Genomic DNA, 22,634 nt, shown 5'->3' on the forward strand with positions numbered 1-22,634 from the left:
GCTGGGAAGACGATCTACCAAAATGCCCTGCCCGACCCGGAAATATTTCTGCCACCCGCGGCGGCCTCGGGGAAACAAGGGTTAAGCCAGTCTATCCGTTCCATCACGGTTGTGTGACGTTGCGTAACGTCGCGCGCCGCAACCGTCTCGTTCCAAGCCGGGTCTAGTGAACCGCCGGCTTGGCCACCATCCACAGCGCCATGCCGACCATCATCAGGTTCTCCGTCAGCGACACGAAGCCGAGCGGCACGTTCGATCCGCCTCCGACGCAGGCGCATTTGAGGTCACGCCGGTCAATATAGACGGCCTTGAATACCGAGGCCGCGCCGATCGTGCCGATGACAAGTGCGAGCGGAACGGAAAGCCACATCAGCGCGCCGGCGACCATCAGGAGACCCGCCAGCGTTTCCGCATAGGGATAGATGTAGCCATATGGCACCCAGCGCATGGCCAGCAGGTCGTAGTTGAGGAACATCGTCGAGAAGCCTTCGACGTCGCGTAGCTTCTGCAGTCCGAGCAGCACCATCGCGACGGCGATGAACCATTCGATCGTGCGCACCGGCTCGATTGTGCCCGACACCGCCCAGCTCATCGCGGCCGCAAGCGCCAGCGCCACGCCGAAGATAGCGATGACGGGCTTGTACGTCGTCTCGCCATCCCTCAGCACCGTCTTGCCGAAATGGAGGCGCAGATCGTCATAGCCGCCAACCCTGTCGCCACCAATGAACGTCTGTGGCGTCGTCTTGACGCCATGCGTCTCCTTGAACGCGTCGGTTTCCTCGCGCGTCTTCAGGTGATGGTCCTCGACCGTATAGCCCTGACGCTCGAGGAGCGCCTTCGACTTCAGCCCGTAAGGGCATGTGTGGCCGGGCATGACCATGCGGTAGAGCACAGCCTGCCTGGAATCGATTGCTGTCTGCGTGGACATGATGCGTCCCTTCCTCGTCTGCCGTTACCGGCGGAAATCTCACGGTGAGAACGAGATAAGGTCTCCAGTCGCTGGAAGGTCAAGGCTGCGTCAGCCCGCGCGCATCGCCGCGAGCAGCACCGCGACATAGCCGTCTCGTAGCCGCAACTGCTCCTGGAGTGGGGGCATGCGCAGCTTCATCCCGTCGATCGCGTCCAGCAGCATGTCGGCATAGACGCGCGGCGGCAGCGGCGTCGGCCCGCCGGCGGCGATGGCCGTCTCGACAAGTTCGATCATGCGCCCGCGCCCCGTCGCGACCACCTCGGCGGCAAGGCTCGTCTTCATGTCGAGGATTTCGGCGCCATGCGGCGACGCTTCGACCTCGCCGACGAGATCCATCACGCAGGTCAGCGCACCGGCAAGCTTTTCCGGCAGCTCGCCCGGTCCCGCAAACACAGCCTCCGCATTCGAGACGGCGTATTGCATGAACGCCGTCGCCAGCGCGCGGTAGATGTCGGTCTTGTTGCGGAACTGGAGATAGAGAGCCGGCCGCGAAATCTCCGCCGCCTTGGCGATGTCGTCCATCGTCGTGCGCTGGTAGCCATAGGCGAGAAAGCAACCCATGGCGCCGTCGAGGATTCGTGCGCGGCGCTCGTCGTCGCAATTGGCGAACAGCATATCGGAAAGAGACTGTGTCATTGCATCCTGTTTGACAAAATAACAGAATTTGTCAATATGTTCTGAATACCAGACAAGCCGAGGGATGGAAAAGGCTGACGCCATGCGGCTGAACGTCAACGGAACCGCGATCCAGATAGATGCCGAGCCGGACATGCCGCTCCTGTGGGCGCTGCGCGATCTCGCCGGCATTCTGGGTCCGAAATTCGGCTGTGGCATCGCAGCTTGCGGCGCCTGCACGGTGCTGGTCGACGGCGCGCCGGTTCGCTCCTGCGTGATGCCGGTCAGCCAGGCGACAGGCGAAATCGTCACCATTGAGGGCATCGGCACGGCCGGAGAGCTCCATCCCGTGCAGCAGGCCTGGATCGACGAGCAGGTCTCGCAGTGCGGCTATTGCCAGGCCGGCCAGATCATGACGGCCGTCGCGTTGCTCGAGGCAAACCCCTCTCCCACCGACGAGGACATCGACAAGGCCTTCGGCGGCAACCTGTGCCGCTGCGGCACATATCCGCGTATCCGTGCGGCGGTGAAGCGTGCTGCCGGCGCGCCGGCGGGAGCCTGACGCCATGTCCCGGCTCGGCACCATCACCAGGCGTACCTTTCTCGTCGGCGCGGTCGCGATCGCCGGCGGCGTCGCCTTCGGCGCATGGTATGTCCGCCGGCCCTACGCCAACCCGCTGCTCGACGAACTCGGCGATGACGAGGTTGCCTTCAATCCCTTCGTCAAGATCGGCGAGGATGAGACGATCACCATCATCGCGCCGCGCGCCGAGATGGGTCAGGGCATCTCCACCACGCTCGCCGCCTTCGTCGCCGAGGAACTGGATGTGCGGCTCGATCAGGTCAGCGTCGAGCACGGCCCCGCCTCGCCCGCCTACTACAACGCGGCGATGATGGAAGAGGCAGGCCCCTTCCCCTTCTTCGACGAGAGCCTGATGGCCGAGGTCGTACGCAGCAGTTTCGGCACCGTCGCCAAGGTGCTTGGCCTGCAGGCGACGGGCGGCTCGTCCTCGACCCGCGACGGCTTCGTGCGCATGCGCCAGGCCGGTGCCGCCGCTCGCATCATGCTCACCGAGGCCGCCGCCCGCCGTTTGGGCGTGGCCGCCGCGGAGCTGACGACGGCGGACGGCGCGGTGATCTACGAGGCTTCCGGCCAGCGCCTGACCTATGGCGCGCTCGCGCGCGACGCTGCAGGAATCGAGCCGCCCTCCAACATCCGCTTGCGCGAACCTTCCCACTGGAAGCTTCTCGGAACCTCCCAGCAGCGCGTCGACATGCTCGCCAAGGCGACCGGCGCGCCCGTCTTCGGCATCGACGTTTCCGCGCCGGACATGCTCTTTGGCACGGTGAAGATGAGCCCGGTTTTCTGGCGCGAGCCGGCGAATGCGGATTTATCGAAAGCGGAGGCCGTGCCGGGCGTCATCCGCATCGTGCCGATCGCCTCGACCTATGGCCACGGCTTCGGCATCCTCGCCACCAACACCTGGGCAGCCTTCCGTGCCGCAAACCTGATCGAGGCGGATTGGGGCACGCCCGACTATCCGGCCGACAGTGCCGCGATCGATGCGCGGCTGACGGAGGCGCTGGCCGACCCGGCGTCCGGCTCGTCGATGCGCAATGACGGCGACGTTGAAACGCTCTTCGCGGACGCCCCGCGCGACCGGTTCGTCGAGGCCGAGTACACCGTGCCGCTTCTGGCCCATGCATGCATGGAGCCGATGAACGCGACCGCGAAGATCGCCGACGGCAAGCTCACGGTCTGGGCGCCCAATCAGGTGCCGACGCTCACCGCGCAGCTTTGCGCCTCCGCGCTCGGCATGGACACGGAAGACGTCACGGTCCACACGACGCAGATGGGCGGCGGCTTCGGTCGGCGCGAGGTGGACTTCTCGATCTACGCCGCGCTCCTTGCGGACGCTGCCGGCGGACGCCCCGTCAAGGTCACGTGGACGCGCGAGGAGGACATCCGACGCGACGTCTTCCGCCCCGCCGCGAAAGGCCGCTTCCGCGCCCGCCTCGACGATGCAGGCTTGCCCGTCGCGCTCGACATGACGATCGCCGCGCCCTCCATCCTCGGCAGCGTCATGCGCCGGACCTTCCCGTCGATCTCGCCCGTCGGTCCCGACGCCACGATCACCCAAGGCGCGCACGACCAGCCTTATGCGATCGAGAACTACCGCGTGCGCGGTATCAAGGCCGATCTCGGCGTGCCGGTCGGCTTCTGGCGATCGGTCGGCCTCTCCTTCAACACCTATTTCCATGAAGGCTTCCTCGACGAGATCGCGGTCGCGGGCGGGATCGACCCTGTCGAGCTGCGCCGCCGGCTCGTCGCCGACTATCCCGCCGCGCTCGGCGTCGTCGACCGCGTCGCCGAGATGGCAAACTGGGGCGAGCGGGTAGCTGAAGGCCGCGCGCGCGGTTTCGCCTTCGCGCTCGCCTTCGGCTCGTGGGTCGCCCAGATCGTCGAGATCGCCGAAACCCCGGCCGGCATCCGCATCGAGAAGACCTGGATCGCCGCCGATGTCGGCATCGCGCTCGACCCGTCGATCATCGAGGCGCAGCTCGTCTCCGGCGCGGTCTTCGGTTTCTCCTCGGCGATGAACCAGGAGATCACCCTTCGCGAGGGCCGCGTCGAGCAGTCGAACTTCCACGACTACGACGCGATGCGCATGCACCAGTGCCCCCGGTTCGAGATCGCGATCCTCGAAAACGCCGAGAAGATGGGCGGCGTCGGCGAACTTTCGACGCCGACTTCCATCGCCGCCCTCGCCAACGCGGTCTTCGCGCTGACGGGCAAGCGCGTTCGTCAGTTGCCCCTGTCACGCGAGGTCGCCTTCGCATGAGGTTTTTGATAGCGCTCATCCTGCTGGCCCTGCCTGCGCCCGTGCTCGCGCAGGATTCGGCCGCGCGGGAGGCCGCGCCTTGCTGAATGGCAGAAGGTCTACGAGGTCTTTTCCCACCCGCGCTGCGCCAATTGCCACACCGAGGACGACCACCCGCGCTGGTCGGGCGCGCATTACGGCGCAACGCGCATCCACCCCTTCAACGTGCGGCGCGGGCCGGACGGTTTTGGCAATACGGGCATGACCTGCCAGACCTGCCATCAGGAAACGAATGCGCAGATCCCGCACGGCCCGCCTGGGGCGCCGAACTGGCACCTCGCGCCAGCCGAGATGGTCTGGTTCGAAAAGAGCTCGGCCGAGATCTGCGCCCAGATCAAGGACCCGGACCGCACCGGCGGCATGGACCTCGAAGCGGTCGCGGTCCACGTCCGCGACGACGCGCTGGTCGCATGGGGCTGGGACCCCGGTCCCGGCCGCGAACCCGCGCCCGGCTCGGCCGGGGAAACCTTTGCGGCGCTCGAACGCTGGACGGCGCTCGGCGCGCCCTGTCCTGCGCAAGAGGCCGGCGAATGAACTGTCCGCAGAATTGGCAGGAGTGATGGATGGATGACGAATTGTGACTGTTTGCGCACAGCGCGATGATGTAGAAGCCCGCGTGGTTTCAGACCGTTTGAAGACGGGATCGAGCAGCGCCATCTGAAGCGAGGGCGAAGGCGCGAAGATGCGCCCGCAGGTCCCGAAACCGGATTAACCGACAATGTCGAAGTTCAAGTTTCACAAGGTCGCGGCGATCGCCGTGTTTGTCGCCACGGCTGCGTGGGTGACCACAGGCGAGTTTTCGTCCGTGGGCTCTGCGCAGAACGAGACCGGCTCTCAAGAGTCCGAGGCACCTCAGGTCGAGGCCAAGCGCCACACCGTGGCCGTCGTGCGCCCGCCCCGCGTCGAGCATTCGCGCGCCATCCGCATGTCCGGCCTGACCGAGGCCGACAAGCGTTCGGTCCTTGCCGCCCGCTCCGCCGGCATCATCGCCGAATTGCCGATTTCCAAGGGCCAGACCGTCCAGGCGGGCGACCTCATTTTGCGGCTCGATGCCGAGGGCAAGGAGGCTGCCGTCGAGACCGCGCGCCAGTTGCTCTCGCAGCGCGAAGCTGAAGCACAGGCCGCCGAGCGTCTCGTCCAGTCCGGTTCGCTGCCGCGGCTCCAGGCCGACAATGCCCGCTCGGCGCTGGCCGCGGCGCGCTCGCAGCTCGAGGAAGCGCTGGCCGAGCTCACCCGCAACGAGGTCCGCGCGCCCTTTTCCGGCCTGATCGACCGCGTCAATGTCGAGATCGGCGGCTCGGTCATGCTGGGCACCGAGATCGCCACGATCCTCGCCCTCGATCCGATCGTCGCCACCGGCGAGGTCGGCGAGCGCGACCTTGGCTACGTCACGCGCGGCGACCGCGCCGAGGTGCGCCTCGTCAATGGCGACGTCGTCGAAGGCGAAATCCGCTACATCTCGCGCGACGCGTCGAGCCAGACCCGTACCTTCCAGGTCGAGGTGGCCATCGACAATCCGGACAACGACATCCCCGCCGGCATGACGACCGAGATGACGCTGCGCGCCAAGCCGGTCGAATCGGTCCGCCTGCCGCGCTCCGTCGTCACGCTGAGCATGGAGGGCGATCTTGGCATCCGCGCCGTCGACCCGGCCGGCAAGGTCCTATTCGTACCGATCGATCTCGTCGACGACACGCCCGAAGGGCTGATGCTGGCCGGCATTCCGGCCGATGCCCGCGTCATCGTCTCCGGCCAGGACCTCGTCGCCGAGGGCGACACGGTCAACGCCATCGAGGCCGACGAGGAGACGATCCGCGGCCTGGCAGGCGAAGTCGCCCGCGCCGGAACCGAATAATACGATTGCGGCCGGGAAGGGCCACGGCCTTTCTCCGCGCGCCAGGGACGATCCGCTATGAACATTGTTCGCATAGCCATCAACAATGCCCGCCTGACGATCTCGATCCTCCTGTTCCTGGTCGTGGCGGGCGCGCTGTCCTACCAGTCGATCCCGAAGGAGGCCGAGCCCGACATCGCGATCCCGATCATCTATGTGAGCCTGGCCTATCAGGGCATCTCGCCGGAGGATTCGGAAAGGCTTCTGCTGCGGCCCGTCGAGATGCAGATGAAGGGCCTGTCTGGCGTCAAGGAAATGCGCTCTGCCGCCTATGAAGGCGGCGGCTTCGTGCTGGTCGAGTTCCAGCCGGGCTATGACTTCTCCAACGCCCTGGAAGACGTGCGCGCCAAGGTGTCCGACGCACGGCGCGAACTGCCGCAGGGTGTCGAGGAGCCGACCGTCAACGAGGTGAATGTCTCCGAGTTCCCGGTCCTCGTCGTCACCTTGTCCGGCGATCTGCCCGAGCGCGTCCTCGCCCACACGGCGCGCGAATTGCGCGACCGTATCGAGGAAGTGCCGGGCGTGCTCGAGGGCGCGCTGCAGGGCACGCGCGACGAGCAGGTCGACGTGGTGATCGATCCGGTCAAGCTTTCCTCCTACGGACTTCAGCTCGATCAGATGATCCAGGGCGTCAATGCCGGCAACAGCCTCGTGGCCGCCGGCGCGCTGCAGGGCGCCGAAGGCCGCTACCCGGTCAAGGTCCCCTCGCTGATCGAGAATGTCGAGGACGTCGCCAACCTGCCGATCGTCGCCGGCCCGAATGCGGTCGTGCGCGCGCAGGACCTTGCCACCATCCGCTCCACCTTCAAGGAAGCCGACACGATCACCCGCCTCGACGGGCGTCCCGCCATCGCCATCGAGGTCAAGAAGCGCTCCGGCGCAAATCTGATCGACACGGTCGACCAGGTGAAGGTCGTGGCTGCGGCCTTCCAGGAATCGCTCCCCATCGCGGTGGACATCTCCTACAGCCAGGACAAGTCGGACATGGTCCGCCAGCTCCTCGGCGACCTGCAGAACCACGTCCTGATCGCGGTCATCCTGGTCTTCATCGTCATCCTCTATGCGCTGTCGGGCCGTGCCTCGCTCCTCATCGGCCTGGCCATTCCCGCATCGTTCCTGATGGGCATCCTGGCGCTTTCGCTGATGGGCTACACGGTCAACATGATCGTCCTGTTCAGCCTGATCCTGGCGGTGGGGATGCTGGTCGACGATGCCATCATCGTCACCGAGTTCGCCGAGCGTCGCATGGCCGAAGGCATGGACAAGCGCGCTGCTTTCGAACTGGCGGCAAACCGCATGGCCGGCCCCGTCATAGCGGCGACCATGACGCGCATCGCGGCCTTCTCGCCGCTGCTCTTCTGGCCCGGCATCGTCGGCGAGTTCATGAAGTATCTGCCGCTCACGCTGATCGTGACGCTGTCGGCATCGATGCTCTTCGCGCTGGTCTTCACGCCGACGCTCGGCGCGATGTTCGCCAAGGCCGAGCCGCATCCGGAGGGCAAGCCCGACGGGCTCTACATGGCGATCGTGAAAAAGGCCGTCGCTTTCCCCAAGACGGTCCTGCTCCTTACCGTCGGCCTGCTCGTCGGCGTCCAGTACAGCTACACGCAATATGGCGCGGGCGTCGAATTCTTCCCCAATGTCGAGCCCGAATACGGCCTGATGTACGTCCATGCACGCGGCAATCTCTCGCTTGCCGAAATGGATGCGGCCACGCGCCAGGCGGAAGAGCGGCTTCTCGGCTGGCCCGGCGTCTCGTCCGTCTACACCCGCGTCGGCCAGACGCGCGGCGGCGGGCAGGACATCGACGAGGACGTCGTCGGCGTCATCCAGTACGAGTTCCTCGACTGGCGCGAACGCAAGGCCGCCAGCGAAATCCTGAACGATTTGCGCGCCGAGATGTCGGGCATTCCCGGAGTCGAGGTCCAGGTGCGCGTGCCCGAAGCCGGTCCGCCGACCGGACAGCCGATCCAGGTGCGCCTGTCGGCGGCGAACCCGGAAGGGCTCAAGGATCAGGCCGCCGCGGTTGCCGCCCGTATCGCGCAGATTCCCGGCGTCATCGAGATTTCGGACGGCCTGCCGCCGCCTGGCGTCGACTGGGCGCTCAAAGTCGATCGCGCCAAGGCGGCGCTCTACGGCGTCTCGCCGAGCCAGGTCGGCACGGTCGTCCAGCTCGTCACCACCGGTCTGAAGCTCACCGACTACCGCCCGGCCGGCGTCGACGACGCGGTCGACATCCGCCTGCGCCTGCCCGACGACCGCCGCACGCTGTCGAGCCTCGACCAGCTCAGGGTCCAGACGCCGCAGGGCGCGGTGCCGATCTCGAACTTCGTCACCCGCGAGCCGCAGGCGCGGACGGGCATCCTCAACCGCATCGACGGCGAACGCACGATCGTTGTCCAGGCCAACATTGCCACCGGCTATCAGGTCGCCGAGGTCCAGGCTGAAGTCACGCAGGCCCTGTCCGAGATGGATATGGGCCAGAACCGGTGGCGCCTTGCCGGTTCGAGCGAGGAAAGCGCCGAGGCGAGCGCCTTCCTGACCAAGGCGTTCGGCGCTGCGATCTTCCTGATCTTCGTGGTGTTGCTCGCCCAGTTCAACAAGTTCACCAGCGTCTTCCTGGTGCTGATGACGGTGGTCATGTCGACGATCGGCGTCTTCCTTGGCCTACTGTTGACCGGGCAGACCTTCGGCGTCGTGATGTCGGGCATCGGCATCATCGCGCTCGCCGGCGTGGTGGTGAACAACAACATCGTCCTGATCGACACCTATGACCTCCTGCGTCACGAGGGCATGTCGAAGATGGACGCGATCCTGCAGACCTGCCGCGAGCGCGCCCGTCCGGTCGTGCTCACCGCCCTGTCTGCGATCTTCGGTGTCGCGCCGATTGCCTTCGGCCTCGGGCTCGAGCTCTTCCACCACGAGACGACGATCAACGCGCCGTCGACGCAGTGGTGGATCTCGCTCTCCTCGGCGATCGTCTACGGCCTGTCCTTCGCTACGGTGCTGACGCTGGTCGTCACGCCGGCGGCGCTGATGGTGTTCACGCGCGAGCACGTCAAGCCGGGAGAGACGCGCCGGACCTTCTGGCAGTGGCTCTTACGCCGCAAGCCGAAGGAAACGGCCGAAAAGACCCCCGACGCGCTGCCAGCGCCCGCCGAATAGCTGTTTTAGCGGCTCATGAAGCGGCCCGCGGAACTTGCGGGCCGCTTCGCGCATTATCGGCGAAGAACAGGATCGTCCTGTTCAAGGAGAGTTGGGGAACTTGCCATGTCAGTCGGAACGATTCTGATCATTATTCTGATCCTGATCCTGCTCGGCGCCATTCCGGCCTGGCCGCACTCGCGCGGCTGGGGCTACGGCCCGTCGGGCATCCTCGGGGTCGTCCTGGTAGTAGTGCTGATCCTCGTGTTGATGGGCCGAATCTAGCGCACCGGCGCCACCGATCCGGTCCTCCGCGAGACGGAGCACGCCTTCGCCCGGCAGCGCAAACGCGCTGCCGGGCGTTACTTCTTTCAGGCCGCCTTCTGCCGCGTCATGTCGCGGACCACGTTCTCCATCGCACCTTCCATTGAGTTCTCACGCAAGTCGGGAACGAGGCCTGCCAGCTTGCGCCCGTCGAGCGAGTGCGGCGCGCGCCACAGATAGGACATCGCCGCCAGTTCCCGAATCATCGGCACGAACAGTCCCGCGGCGCGCAGGAGCGGCCATGGCACGCCGCGCCGCAGGAGAGGCCGCCCGACCGCGCGCTCCGTTGCGGCCTTCATCTCCTGCCCCGTCACCGTATGGCCGGCGAAATGCAGCACCTCGAACGGCGCAAGGTCCGCGCGCCGCTCTGCGACCGCCACGAAAGCCAGCGCAAGATCCGGCAGGTAGGCAAAGGAATGCGCAACGTCCATCGGGCCCGGCCAGGTGAAGACGCCCTTGTCCAGCTTGGCGAGCACGAGTTCGTCGAGCCACGTCCCCGGCTTCTCGCCGCCGTAGAAATCGCCGGCCCGGATGACGATGGTGCGCACGCCGTCCAGCCGCGCAGCCGCCTCCAGCATCGACTCCATCTCGATGCGAATGCGGGCCTTCGCGGTCGAGCCGATCTGCGGATCGCCCTCCGCCATGTTCATCCCGATCTCGAGACCGAAATTGTAGACGTTCCCAGGCAGCATGATCGTCGCGCCATTCACGCGCGCAGCCTCCAGCACGTTCCGCGCCAACGGCATCACCTTTTCCTCCCACTCGGTGTAGAGCGGGTTCAGCCCATGGACGATGATGTCGGCGCCTTTGCAAACCGCGACCAGTGCGTCGCCGTCGCTTGCGTCGGCCGCGACCGGCTCCACGCCGGCGGCAAGGCTCTGCGCCTTCGCACCGCGCGCAACGCCCCTGACCAGCCAGCCGGCGGCGACGAATGCCTTGGCGATCTCGTGTCCGACCCGTCCGCCAGCGCCCAGTATGACCACCGTTTTCATGTTCCAGCTCCATCGTCGCGTTTCGATGGACGGATCATCCGCCTTTCGAATAAGAATGGACATTCGCCAAATTCGACGCGTGATTATTCATTTTCGGATAGATTACATGACCGACTGGTCTTTGATCCGTTCCTTCTACGCCGTTGCCGAGACGGGCAGCCTGTCGGCCGCCGCGCGCCGGCTCGGCATGTCGCAACCCTCCCTCGGCCGGCACATCCAGGCGCTCGAAGCCGAACTCGGCCTCACGCTCTTCCAGCGCGGGCCACGCGGCTACGCACCGACCGAGGAGGGAGCCCGGCTCTTCGCCCGCGCATCCGAAATGAACGCCGCCGCCGACGGATTTGCGCGCCTTGCCACCGGCCGCGCCGAGGCGCTCGCTGGCACCGTGCGCATCAGCGCCAGCGAAATCGTCGCCGCCTATGTGCTGCCGGAAATTCTCGAGCCGCTGTGTCGATCCGAGCCCGCCATCGAGATCGAGATCGTCGCCTCAAACACGGTCGAAAACCTTCTGCGCCGCGACGCGGACATCGCGGTCCGCATGGTCGAGCCCTCGCAGCTCGACCTCGTCGCCCGCAAGATCGCGGACCTGCCGCTTTGCGCTTGCGCATCCACGGCCTATCTCGACCGGCGCGGACGCCCCGGAAATCCCGAAGATCTGATCGACCACGACCTGGTCGGCTATGATCGCGGCCTCGACCTCATCGCCGGCTTCCGCGGCTTCGGCGTCGAGATCGACCGCCACGCCTTCGGCGTGCGCACCGACAACCAGATCGTATTCTGGGAGCTGGTGAAGTCCGGGCTCGGCATCGGCTTTGCCCAGCGGGGGCTCGTGCGCCGAACTTGCGGCGTCGAAATCGTCCTTGCCGGCATGACGCTGCCGGCCCTGCCGATGTGGCTTGCCATGCACCGTGACGTGCGCGCCTCGCCGCGCATCCGCCGCGTGGCCGAGCACCTGCACGAACACCTGAAGGCCTATGCGATGACTTTCTGACGATCCGCCGTCGCGACGAGCCGCGCAAGCGCGGCAAGCGTGAACAGCACCAGCGCAAGCGCGACGAAAATCGGCGCGAAGCCTGTTCGCTCGCCGATGAAGCCGATCGCCGACGGCGCGACGAGGATGCCCGAATAACCCATCGTGGTCGCGACGCTCATCCCGACGCCCGGCGACAGGCCCGGCTGGTTGCCCGCTGCCGAAAAGGCGATCGGCACGACATTGGCGATGCCGAGACCGGCCAGCGCGAAGAACGCGATAGACAGCGAAGCGCCAGGCGACAGGCCGGCGCCAACCAGCCCGAGCCCCGCGATCAGGCACGAGACCCGCATCGTCGTGACCGCCCCGAACCGGTTTCGGATGGCGTCGCCCGAAAAGCGCATCAAGGCCATCGCGCCGGAAAATCCGGCAAAGGCGAGGCTCGCCGTGGCGACGGACGAGCCAAGTTCGCGCTGCAGGTAGAGCGCGGCCCAGTCCAGCACCGCCCCCTCGGGGATCATGCCGAACAACGCCGCCAGCCCGAGCAGATAGGGCAGCGGCGTCAGCGGCCAGCGTGTCGCTGGCTTTTCGGCATGCGCGGCCGGCCGGTCGTGCAAGGACCACGCCAGCATCGCGACGACGACCGCCGCTGATATGGCGGCGACGACGACCGCCTGCGCCAATGCGCCATGCGCCTGAAGCAGCGCGCCGCCCGCCGCCGCGCCGGCAAAGCCGCCAAGGCTCCAGAAGCCGTGCGAAGACGACATGATCGCGCGGTCCAGTTTGCGCTCCACCGCGACGGCATTGGCATTCATCGCCACATCCATGCCGCCGGTGATCGCGCCGAAGCAGAACATCGCCAAACCCGCGCTGGCAAAGCCGGGAGCGAGGACCACGGCGGGAAGCGCAAACGGCAGGAGGACGGCAAATCCGGCCAACGGCCGCTGGGATCCGTGCCGCGCGATCAACCCGCCGCACCACGGCATCGCGACCAGAGCGCCAAGGCCGAAGACGAGAATCAAGAGGCCGAGCCGGCTTTCCGTCACCTCCAGCCGCTCCATGAGCGCCGGGATTTGCGGTGCCCATGCGCCAATGACGAGCCCATTGGCCAGGAAGGCGAGCGCGACGGCAATACGGATTCGAGGAAATCCCGGATTCACGTTTCGTTACTCCCTGCAATATGCAATTTGGTCTAAATGGCCAATTTAAATCGATTTAATATCGGTTGTACAAATAATTTCGTTGCGTGACAAGTCCGCCACAGCCTCCGGAAGCTTAACGCGTGATTAACTCGGGCTCATCAGCGCCACAATCGATGGTATGGTCGCGCGAAGAGGGATTCACGAATTTCGCTTCGCGCCCCGTCTCTGCCCGCTTTTTGCCGGGCAGTGCCACGCCGCGCCAAGCACAAACAGCCAGGGTGAAGGCATGTCTACAGACAATCCGCGTCGACGCATCGACTGGAATGGCGAGGGACTGGACCAGGGAGCGGCTCCGGTTCTGAAATCACGCAGCCTCCTGCGCAAGGCTTCCGTGCCGGCCGCGATCGGTCTCGCCGGACTTGCGCTCGTCGGCGCGCTCGCCGCAGGCCCGCTCATTCGCAGCATGGCCAGTTCCGACACCGCCACGAACGCCCTCGTCGCCGAGACGGTCGACACCGCCGCCCTCGCCCAGCCCGAACCTGCCGAAGAAACCGCAATCGCCGACGCACCGGCACTCGCTGCCGCCGAACCGGCCCGCACGGCGGCCCCCGAGCCCACTGCGACAACCCAGTCCAAAATCTCCGCGCCGACGCAATCGGCCGGCCTCGCTGCGGACGATCCGCGCTGGAGCGCCGAGGCGCTGTCGGTCGACGAAGACAAACTGACTGCGCTCAAGCAGGCCGTCGACGAAACCGTGGCCGCTGCCGAGATCGCCGGCGCCATGGGCAACATCGAAGGGCTGACGACTTCGGGCATTCCGGCCACCGCCGCCGGCTTTGCCCCCTCGCGCCCCGCATCGCCGGCTTCCGAGCGCAGCGCGTTCGATGCCGCCCTCGTCACCGAGGACGAGAAGGTCGAAGCCGAGCCCGTTGTCGCGTCGTCCAATCTCAGCCCCGCCAAGGCCACGCAGTACGTGAACATGCGCGCGGCTCCGGAGGATGGCGCCGCCGTTCTGACCGTCGTGCCCGCCAACGCGTCGATTGAGGCGGAGACCGATTGCCGCTGGTGCGAAGTCAGCTACAAGGGCCAGAAGGGCTACATCTTCCAGTCCTTCATCACCCGCTGATCGGCATCGCCGGAATTTGAGCAAGGCCCGGCTTCGACCGGGCCTTTTCCATTTCAGCCGGCGTAGACGACCAGGAGGTCCTTGGCGTCGATCTGGTCGCCGGCGCGCACCAGAACCTCTGCAATCTCGCCGTCGCGCTCGGCATGGAGCGCGGTTTCCATCTTCATCGCCTCGATCGAAAGCAGCACGTCGCCGGCCGACACCTTCTGCCCGGCGGAAACGGCGAGCGTCGAGACCACCCCCGGCATCGGCGCGCCGACATGGGCTCCGTTGCCCGCTTCCGCCTTGGCCCGCGCCTTCGCGCCGCCCGCCCCATGCGTTCGGTTTGGAACTTTCACGCGCCGCGGCTGGCCATTGAGTTCGAAGAACACGGTCACCATGCCCTTCTCATCGGTCTCGCCGATCGCAAGGCAGCGGATCACGAGCGTCTTGCCGCGCTCGATCTCGACGAAGATCTCGTCCTCCTGTTCCATGCCGTAAAAATAGACCGGCGTCGGCAGTGTCGAGACGGGACCGTATTCGTCCTGCGCGGCGGCGAAGTCCGAGAACACTTTCGGATACATCAGCCAGGATGCGAACTCGAAATCGGAAAGTGCGCGCTCCAGCTTCTCCTCGATGCTCTTGCGATCCGCGTCGAGATCGGCCGGCGCAAGCAGCGAACCGGGGCGAACGGTGATCGGCTTCTCGCCCTTCAGTGCCTTCTTCTGCAGGCCCACCGGCCAGCCCTTCGGCGGCTGGCCGAGATCGCCTTTCAGCATGGAGACGACGGAGTCGGGAAAGGAGATGTCCTTGCCCGGATTCTCGACATCTTCCACCGTCAGATCCTGGCTGACCATCATCAGCGCCATGTCGCCGACGACCTTCGACGACGGCGTCACCTTGACGATGTCGCCGAACATCAGATTGGCGTCGTGATAGGCCTGCGCGACGTCGTGCCAGCGGGATTCCAGCCCCAGCGAACGCGCCTGCTCCTTCAGGTTGGTGAATTGTCCGCCCGGCATCTCGTGCAGATAGACCTCCGAGGCCGGCCCTTTCAGGTCGCTCTCGAACGCGGCGTACTGGTTGCGCACCGCCTCCCAGTAGAGCGAAATCTTCCGGATCCATTCGGGGTCGAGCCCGGGGTCGCGTGCATCGCCCTTCAGCGCCTCCACGATCGAGCCGAGGCAGGGCTGCGAAGTGTTGCCCGAAAGCGCATCCATTGCCGCGTCGATCACGTCCACGCCACCTTCCACCGCCGCCAGCACGGTCGCCGCCGCGATGCCGGACGTATCATGCGTATGGAAATGGAGCGGCAGGTCCGTTTCCTCGCGCAGCGTGCGGAACAGCATCTTCGCCGCCGCCGGCTTCAGCAGCCCCGCCATGTCCTTGATGGCGATGATATGTGCGCCGGCCGCCTCCAGTTCGCGCGCGAGCCCGACATAGTATTTGAGGTCGTACTTGGCCCGGTCGGGGTCGTTGATGTCGCCGGTGTAGCAGATCGCCGCTTCGCAAAGCCGCCCCTCCTCGCGCACCGCGTCCATCGAGACACGCATGTTCTCCACCCAGTTGAGGCAGTCGAAGACGCGGAAGAGGTCGATGCCCCCGGCCGCTGCCTGCCGCACGAAATAGCGCACCACATTGTCGGGATAGTTCGTGTAGCCGACGCCATTCGCCCCGCGCAGCAGCATCTGCAAGAGGATGTTCGGCGCCCCCTCGCGCACCTTGGCGAGCCGCTCCCACGGGTCCTCCGTGAGGAACCGCATCGCGACGTCGAACGTCGCCCCGCCCCAGCATTCGAGCGACAGAAGCTGCGGCAGCGCCCGCGCATAGGTGCCGGCGATCGCCGCGATGTCGTGCGTGCGCATGCGTGTGGCAAGCAGCGACTGGTGACCGTCGCGCATCGTCGTGTCGGTCACGAGCACCTTCTTCTCGGCCCGCATCCATTTCGCAAAGGCTTCCGGCCCGTCCGCGTCGAGCCGCTGCTTGGTCCCGTCGGGCACCGCGCCGCCGACGAACGGCACCTTCGGCTTCAGCGCATCCGCCTTCGGCTTCGGCCGTCCGCGCGCCTCGGGGTGCCCGTTCACCGAAACATCGGCGAGATAGTTCAAGAGCTTCGTCGCCCGGTCCTGCCGCTTCACCGCCGTGAAGAGCTCGGGCGTCGTGTCGATGAACTTGGTCGTATAGGAATTGTCGCGGAAACTTGGGTGCCCGATGATCGCCTCGAGAAAGGTCAGGTTGGTCGCCACGCCGCGAATGCGAAACTCCCGCAGTGCCCGGTCCATTCTCAGAATCGTCTCGTCGGCAGACGGCGACCACGCCGTCACCTTCTCCAGAAGCGGATCGTAGAACCGCGTGATGACCGCGCCCGAATAGGCCGTGCCTCCGTCGAGCCGGATTCCGAAGCCCGTCGCGCCGCGATAGGCGGTGATCCGGCCATAGTCGGGGATGAAATTCTGCTCCGGGTCCTCGGTCGTGATCCGGCATTGCAGCGCGTGGCCGTTCAGCCAAATCCTGTCCTGCGCCGGCACGCCCGACTCAGCCGTGCCGATCGCCGCCCCTTCAAGGATGCGAATCTGCGCCTTGACGATGTCGATCCCGGTCACCTCCTCGGTCACCGTATGTTCGACCTGGATGCGCGGATTGACCTCGATGAAGTAGAACTTCCCCGTATCGGCATCCGTCAGGAATTCGACCGTGCCCGCGCCGACATAATCCGTGGCCTTGGCGATCTTCAGGGCATGGGCGCACAATTCCGCCCGCTGCTGCGCGTCGAGATAGGGCGCGGGCGCGCGCTCCACGACCTTCTGGTTGCGCCGCTGGATCGAGCAGTCGCGCTCGAAAAGGTGGACGGCATTGCCATGGGTGTCGCCCAGCACCTGCACCTCGACATGGCGCGCGCGTTCGACCAGTTTTTCCAGATAGACCTCGTCCTTGCCGAAGGCGGCCTTGGCCTCCCGCTTGGCCTCCGTCACCTCGCGGGCGAGGTCGGCCTCGGCGCGGATCGCGCGCATCCCCCGCCCGCCACCGCCCCACGAGGCCTTCAGCATCACCGGGTAGCCGATCTCGGCAGCCATCGTCTTCACCGCATCCATGTCGTCCGGCAGCGGCTCGGTCGCCGGCACCACCGGCACGCCCACTTCGATGGCGAGGTTGCGCGCTGCGACCTTGTTGCCGAGCCGGCGCATCGTCTCAGGCGTTGGCCCGATGAACACGATGCCGTTTTCCGCACAGGCCTCCGCGAATTCCGGGCTTTCCGACAAAAGTCCGTAGCCCGGATGGATCGCATCCGCCCCGGAGAGCTTCGCCACCCGGATCACCTCGTCGATCGACAGATAGCTTTCGATCGGCCCCAGATCCTTCGCCAGATGCGCGCCGCGCCCGACCTGATAGCTCTCGTCCGCCTTGAAGCGATGCAGCGAATACTTGTCCTCCTCCGCCCAGATCGCGACGGTCTTGATGCCGAGTTCGTTGGCCGCGCGGAACACGCGGATCGCGATTTCGGATCGGTTGGCGACGAGGATTTTCTGGATCTGCAAGGAAGGCCCTCCAGCTTGCGTGGGGCCGCATGGTGCAGCGCAACCACCAGCGGACGCAAGGTCAAAACATTGAAAGCTCCCCTTGGCGCAGGGCGCCATTGATCTTGCCGAACTGAACATGCGAACTATTACCCGACCGGCCTCGGGACCATCGGGCCGAAATGGGAGAGACAAACGCATGCGCAATTTCGACCTGCCCGGCCGCTCGGCCGTCTATGCCGACAACGGCATGGCCGCGACATCGCACCCGCTCGCCACCATGACCGCGCTCTCGGTGCTCCGGTCGGGCGGAAATGCCGTCGATGCGGCCATCGCCGCCTGCGCGACGCTCTGCGTGGTCGAACCGCACATGACCGGCATCGGCGGCGACTGCTTCGTCATCCTCGCCGAACCCGACGGAAAGATTCACGGCCTGAACGGGTCCGGCCGCGCGCCGATGGCGGCCGATCCGGAATGGTTTCGCGAAAAGGGCCTCAACGCGATGCCCGAGCACGGCGCTCTGCCGATCACAGTTCCCGGCGCCATCGATGCCTGGGAAAAGCTCGCGAACCGCTTCGGCAGAAAGGGCTTCGACGAACTCTTCACCGATGCCATCCGCTACGGGGAAGAGGGCTACGCCGTTCATGGACGCGTCGCCCTCGACTGGCCGAAGGCCGTCGACCTCCTGTCAAGGGATGCCGGCGGTGCAAAGCACTATCTCGTCGATGGCAAGGCCCCGCCGGTCGGCTCGCGCCACGCGGCGCCCGCGCTCGCCAGGACCTTCCGCGCGATAGCGAAGGACGGTTCGAAGGCCTTCTACCAGGGCGAAATCGGCGCCGAGATCGCCGCCACGGTCAAGTCGCTCGGTGGCCTCTTGACCGAGTCCGACCTCGCCGCCGTCTCGGCGGATTGGGTCGACACGATCGCGACGCGCTACGGCGACTACGACGTCCACGAGATCCCGCCCAACGGCCAGGGCATCACGGCTTTGATCCTGTTGCGCCTGATGGCAAAGCTCGGCGCCGGCCGCCTCGCGCCGGATTCGGCCGATCGCGTCCACATGGAAATCGAGGCCGCGCGTATCGCCTATTCGGTCCGCGACCACCTGGTCGCCGATCCGAACACCATGACCGTGACGCCGGCCGAACTCCTGTCGGACGCCTATATCGACGCGCTCGCCTCGCGCATTGACATGGCCCGCCGCAACGACGACATCGCACCGCCGCAAATGCCGTCCTCGGACACCGTCTATCTGACGGTCGTCGACCGCGACCGCCGCGCCGTCTCCTTCATCAACTCGACCTATCACGGCTTCGGCTCGAAGGTCGTGACGGAGAAATCCGGCATAACCCTCCAGAACCGCGGCGCCGGCTTCTCGCTCGCCGCCGGCCATCCCAACGAGATCGGCCCCGGCAAGCGGCCGATGCACACCATCATCCCGGCCATGGCGACGCGGGGCGGCAAGGCGGCGATCTCCTTCGGCGTCATGGGCGGCGACTACCAGCCCATGGGCCACGCCCATGTTCTCTCCAACATCGCCGACCACAGCATGGACCCGCAGGCCGCCATCGACCACCCCCGCATCTTCTGGGAAGATACCGGCGAAATCCTCAACGCCGAAACCGGCATCGGCCCCGACATCCGCGCCGAACTCGAACGCCGTGGTCACCGTGTCCAGAACGCCCCGGCCCCCCATGGCGGCGGCCAGGCGATCGTCATCGACGAAAAATCCGGCTTCCTCATCGCCGGTTCCGACCCCCGCAAGGACGGTTGCGCAATGGGTTGGTAGGTCTGCGGCGCGGGATGGTCGGCACCGGTTTTGGTGAAGGCGACCCCCACCCTTTATCCCTCCCCACAAGGGGGAGGGAGTTCGTCAGCGTCGTTTTTTTCCTGTCAATGCAAGTGCCAAGCGGAAGGCTGAGCGCAACGAAGACGCCCTCCCTCCCCCTTGTGGGGAGGGATAAAGGGTGGGGGTCAATTCAGAAAAAAAGCCGGCTCCGCGATCGACAATTCAGCGCCCAGAAGCGCCGACGCGCCGAACCTACCGCCCCATCTGATCCAGCTTGCGCTGCATCGCGGCGATCTGTTCCTTCAGTTCGGAAAGATCGTCGCCCTTCGCCGCTTCGGGCTCGTCCTCGCCCTTCGCCGCCTCGCCCCCAGCCGCGCCGTGCATCGGAAAGGGCGTGAACATGCGCATCGCGTTCTGGAACATCTCGGCATTGCGCCGGGCCTGGTCTTCCATCGCCTTCAGCGGCGCGGCCATCGGCATCATGCCCATGGGCGTCTTCCCCATCGCATCCTTCATTTGCTGGCGAAAGCGCTCCTGCTCCTTGGCGAAGGCCACCATCGACTGCTCGAGGAAGCTTGGCACCACCATCTGCATCTGGTCGCCGTAAAAGGCGATGAGCTGGCGCAGGAACGGGATCGGCAGCATGTTCTGGCCGTCGCGGTTTTCCAGCTCGAAGATGATCTGCGTCAGCACCGAATGCGTGATGTCGTCGCCGGACTTGGCGTCCTGCACCGTGAAATCCTCGCCGCGCTTGACCATCTCGGCCAGGTCTTCCAGCGTCACATATGTGCTCGTGCCCGTATTGTAGAGACGGCGGTTTGCGTATTTCTTGATGGCCACCGGATCGGTCTTTGCGGGCATGTAGCTGGCTCCCAGTGATTTAACCGACTGTTTCCGCTCGGCAAGCTTTGAGGATATGCGCAAAAGGCGGGCAATTGAAAGCGCTTTGTGCAGCGCACGAAGCCCATCGCCGGCCCATCGCTGGCCCATCGCCGGTTTGACTTGGGCGCGCCGAGACGGCAAGAAATGCGTCAAAGCGCTTTTTCGCGCTCCCTCATCGTTCCGGAGTAACCCGACATGTCTGAGATGAATTCGATCGTCGTCGCGAGCGCCGCGCGCACGCCCGTCGGCTCTTTCAACGGCGCATTCGCCACCGTCCCCGCGCACGAGCTCGGAGCGGTCGCCATCAAGGCCGCCCTCGAGCGCGCCGGCGTCGACCCGAAGGACGTCGACGAGGTCATCATGGGCCAGATCTTGCAGGCCGCGCAGGGCCAAAACCCGGCCCGCCAGGCCGCGATGGCCGCCGGCATCCCGCAGGAGGCGACCGCGTGGAGCATGAACCAGCTCTGCGGCTCGGGCCTGCGCGCCGTCGCGCTCGGCATGCAGCAGATCGCAACCGGCGATGCGAAGATCATCGTCGCCGGCGGCCAGGAATCCATGTCCATGGCGCCTCACGCGGCCTATCTGCGCTCGGGCCAGAAGATGGGCGACTTCAAGATGATCGACACCATGATCAAGGACGGCCTGTGGGATGCGTTCCACGGCTACCACATGGGCAACACCGCCGAGAACGTCGCCCGCCAGTGGCAGCTTTCGCGCGACGAGCAGGACAAGTTCGCCGTCGCCTCGCAGAACAAGGCCGAGGCCGCGCAGAAGGCCGGCAAGTTCAAGGACGAGATCGTCCCCGTCACGATCAAGGGCCGCAAGGGCGACACCATTGTCGAGGACGACGAATACATCCGCCACGGCGCCACGCTCGACGCCATGGCGAAGCTGAAGCCCGCCTTCGACAAGGAGGGCACCGTCACCGCCGCCAATGCGTCCGGCATCAATGACGGCGCAGCCGCCGTCGTCCTGATGAGCGAGGCGGAGGCCAGGCGCCGTGGCATCACGCCGCTTGCCCGCATCGTCTCCTGGGCGACCGCCGGCGTCGACCCGCAGATCATGGGCACCGGCCCGATCCCCGCCTCGCGCAAGGCGCTCGAAAAGGCCGGCTGGTCGGTCGCTGATCTCGACCTCGTGGAAGCCAACGAAGCCTTCGCCGCGCAGGCCTGCGCGGTCAACAAGGACATGGGCTGGGACCCGCAGATCGTGAATGTGAATGGCGGCGCCATCGCCATCGGCCATCCGATCGGCGCCTCGGGCGCCCGCGTCTTCAACACGCTGCTCTTCGAGATGAAGCGCCGTGGCGCGCAAAAGGGCCTCGCGACGCTGTGCATCGGCGGCGGCATGGGCGTTGCCATGTGCGTCGAAGCGATGAACTGATTGCGCAGGGCGGCGTTCGCGCCGCCCTCGTTTTTCAAGAAGACGCCGAGAACGGCGCTGGGGAGATGAACATCAATGGGAGAGAACATGACACGCACAGCACTCGTCACCGGCGGCTCGCGCGGCATTGGCGCCGCGATTTCCGTCGCGCTCACCACTGCCGGCTACAAGGTCGCCGCGACCTATGCCGGAAATGACGAGAAGGCCGAGGCTTTCAGGAAGGAGACCGGCATTCCCGTCTTCAAGTGGGACGTGTCGAGCTACGATGCCTGCAAGGCCGGCATCGAAAAGGTCGAGGCCGAGATCGGCCCCATCGACGTCCTCGTCAACAATGCCGGCATCACGCGCGACGCCATGTTTCACAAGATGACGCCGGACATGTGGAACGAGGTGATCAACACCAATTTGACCGGCCTGTTCAACATGACGCATCCGGTCTGGACCGGCATGCGCGAGAGGAAGTTCGGCCGCGTCATCAACATCTCGTCGATCAACGGCCAGAAGGGCCAGATGGGCCAGGCGAACTACTCCGCCGCCAAGGCCGGCGATCTCGGCTTCACCAAGGCGCTCGCCCAGGAAGGCGCCAAGGCCGGCATCACCGTCAACGCCATCTGCCCCGGCTATATCGGCACCGACATGGTGATGGCCGTGCCCGAAAAGGTGCGCGAGAGCATCATCGCGCAGATCCCCGTCGGCCGCCTCGGCGAGCCCGCTGAGATTGCCCGCTGCGTCGTCTTCCTCGCCTCCGACGACGCCGGTTTCATCACCGGCTCGACGATCTCGGCCAATGGCGGTCAGTACTTCGTCTGATCTCGACGGATGGTGGGATTTCTCGCAGGGGACCACCCTGTATCCAGGCGGACGGGTTGGCATCAGCGCCGGCGCCCTCCCTCCCCCTTGTGGGGAGGGATAAAAGGGTGGGGGTCCCCTTCGCAAAAAATGTTCACATCCAGTGCACACCCTGTGCAAACATGGTGGACAAGCGTCCCAGACGTGACCCCGAAACCCACACAACCAGAACAGACCA

At 65.9% G+C, this 22,634-nt stretch carries 17 protein-coding genes; 11 read left to right on the plus strand and 6 right to left on the minus strand.

Features of this window, described 5'->3' with window-relative positions:
* Positions 1-163: 163 nt before the first annotated feature.
* Positions 164-928, minus strand: coding sequence for a glutaredoxin family protein (locus GTK01_RS14470; RefSeq protein WP_252927027.1), 765 nt, complete (start codon positions 926-928; stop codon positions 164-166).
* 90 nt (positions 929-1,018) lie between these two features.
* The gene (locus GTK01_RS14475) at positions 1,019-1,606 is read right to left on the minus strand and encodes a TetR/AcrR family transcriptional regulator (protein WP_252927030.1); all 588 of its coding nucleotides are present in this window, start codon (positions 1,604-1,606) and stop codon (positions 1,019-1,021) included.
* 82 nt (positions 1,607-1,688) lie between these two features.
* Here GTK01_RS14475 and GTK01_RS14480 point away from each other — a divergent pair, with 82 nt between their 5' ends.
* The 6 genes from GTK01_RS14480 to GTK01_RS14505 all read left to right on the plus strand — a co-directional run bounded on the left by GTK01_RS14480 (position 1,689) and on the right by GTK01_RS14505 (position 9,790).
* A complete protein-coding gene (locus tag GTK01_RS14480) occupies positions 1,689-2,147 on the plus strand; it encodes a (2Fe-2S)-binding protein (protein WP_252927104.1) in 459 nt (152 codons plus the stop codon).
* A 4-nt stretch (positions 2,148-2,151) separates the two neighbouring features.
* Entirely contained in the window at positions 2,152-4,428 is a 2,277-nt protein-coding gene (locus GTK01_RS14485) for a molybdopterin cofactor-binding domain-containing protein (RefSeq protein WP_252927033.1), read from the plus strand.
* A 240-nt stretch (positions 4,429-4,668) separates the two neighbouring features.
* Positions 4,669-5,001, plus strand: a complete 333-nt coding sequence (locus tag GTK01_RS14490; protein ID WP_252927036.1) for a hypothetical protein — start codon at positions 4,669-4,671, stop codon at positions 4,999-5,001.
* Positions 5,002-5,185: 184 nt separating this feature from the next.
* Positions 5,186-6,322: an efflux RND transporter periplasmic adaptor subunit gene (locus tag GTK01_RS14495; RefSeq protein WP_252927039.1), complete on the plus strand. Its 1,137-nt coding sequence runs from the start codon at positions 5,186-5,188 to the stop codon at positions 6,320-6,322.
* Between the two features lie 57 nt (positions 6,323-6,379).
* Positions 6,380-9,526: an efflux RND transporter permease subunit gene (locus GTK01_RS14500; RefSeq protein WP_252927043.1), complete on the plus strand. Its 3,147-nt coding sequence runs from the start codon at positions 6,380-6,382 to the stop codon at positions 9,524-9,526.
* Positions 9,527-9,631: 105 nt separating this feature from the next.
* Positions 9,632-9,790: a DUF3309 family protein gene (locus GTK01_RS14505; RefSeq protein ID WP_252927046.1), complete on the plus strand. Its 159-nt coding sequence runs from the start codon at positions 9,632-9,634 to the stop codon at positions 9,788-9,790.
* An 86-nt stretch (positions 9,791-9,876) separates the two neighbouring features.
* On the opposite strand, the gene GTK01_RS14510 is transcribed toward GTK01_RS14505, so the two are convergent.
* Positions 9,877-10,821 carry an NmrA family NAD(P)-binding protein gene (locus GTK01_RS14510; protein ID WP_252927048.1) on the minus strand — a complete coding sequence of 315 codons (945 nt, stop codon included), beginning with the start codon at positions 10,819-10,821 and terminating at the stop codon, positions 9,877-9,879.
* A 106-nt stretch (positions 10,822-10,927) separates the two neighbouring features.
* Between GTK01_RS14510 and GTK01_RS14515 the strand changes: the two genes are divergently transcribed.
* On the plus strand, positions 10,928-11,812 hold the full coding sequence (locus GTK01_RS14515; RefSeq protein WP_252927050.1) for a LysR family transcriptional regulator: 885 nt from the start codon (positions 10,928-10,930) through the stop codon (positions 11,810-11,812).
* Here the strand turns inward: GTK01_RS14515 and GTK01_RS14520 are convergent.
* Positions 11,794-12,951, minus strand: coding sequence for an MFS transporter (locus GTK01_RS14520; protein WP_252927052.1), 1,158 nt, complete (start codon positions 12,949-12,951; stop codon positions 11,794-11,796). The two genes, GTK01_RS14515 and GTK01_RS14520, sit on opposite strands and share 19 nt — an antisense overlap.
* 268 nt (positions 12,952-13,219) lie before the next feature.
* On the opposite strand from GTK01_RS14520, the gene GTK01_RS14525 reads away from it, so the two are divergent.
* Positions 13,220-14,059 (plus strand): SH3 domain-containing protein, encoded by an 840-nt coding sequence (locus tag GTK01_RS14525; RefSeq protein ID WP_252927053.1) that lies wholly within the window; start codon positions 13,220-13,222, stop codon positions 14,057-14,059.
* A 53-nt stretch (positions 14,060-14,112) separates the two neighbouring features.
* On the opposite strand, the gene pyc is transcribed toward GTK01_RS14525, so the two are convergent.
* Positions 14,113-17,574: a pyruvate carboxylase gene (pyc, locus tag GTK01_RS14530; RefSeq protein ID WP_252927055.1), complete on the minus strand. Its 3,462-nt coding sequence runs from the start codon at positions 17,572-17,574 to the stop codon at positions 14,113-14,115.
* Positions 17,575-17,752: 178 nt separating this feature from the next.
* Between pyc and GTK01_RS14535 the strand changes: the two genes are divergently transcribed.
* Complete coding sequence (locus tag GTK01_RS14535) at positions 17,753-19,342, plus strand: gamma-glutamyltransferase family protein (protein WP_252927057.1); 1,590 nt, start codon at positions 17,753-17,755, stop codon at positions 19,340-19,342.
* Between the two features lie 252 nt (positions 19,343-19,594).
* On the opposite strand, the gene phaR is transcribed toward GTK01_RS14535, so the two are convergent.
* Positions 19,595-20,203, minus strand: coding sequence for a polyhydroxyalkanoate synthesis repressor PhaR (gene phaR / locus GTK01_RS14540; protein WP_252927060.1), 609 nt, complete (start codon positions 20,201-20,203; stop codon positions 19,595-19,597).
* A gap of 216 nt (positions 20,204-20,419) precedes the next feature.
* Here phaR and GTK01_RS14545 point away from each other — a divergent pair, with 216 nt between their 5' ends.
* Positions 20,420-21,607 (plus strand): acetyl-CoA C-acetyltransferase, encoded by a 1,188-nt coding sequence (locus tag GTK01_RS14545; protein WP_305883892.1) that lies wholly within the window; start codon positions 20,420-20,422, stop codon positions 21,605-21,607.
* A gap of 87 nt (positions 21,608-21,694) precedes the next feature.
* Positions 21,695-22,417 carry a beta-ketoacyl-ACP reductase gene (locus GTK01_RS14550; RefSeq protein WP_252927062.1) on the plus strand — a complete coding sequence of 241 codons (723 nt, stop codon included), beginning with the start codon at positions 21,695-21,697 and terminating at the stop codon, positions 22,415-22,417.
* The last annotated feature ends 217 nt before the right edge of the window (positions 22,418-22,634 follow it).

This window comes from Aliihoeflea sp. 40Bstr573 (assembly GCF_024105655.1).
Lineage (GTDB): Bacteria > Pseudomonadota > Alphaproteobacteria > Rhizobiales > Rhizobiaceae > Aliihoeflea.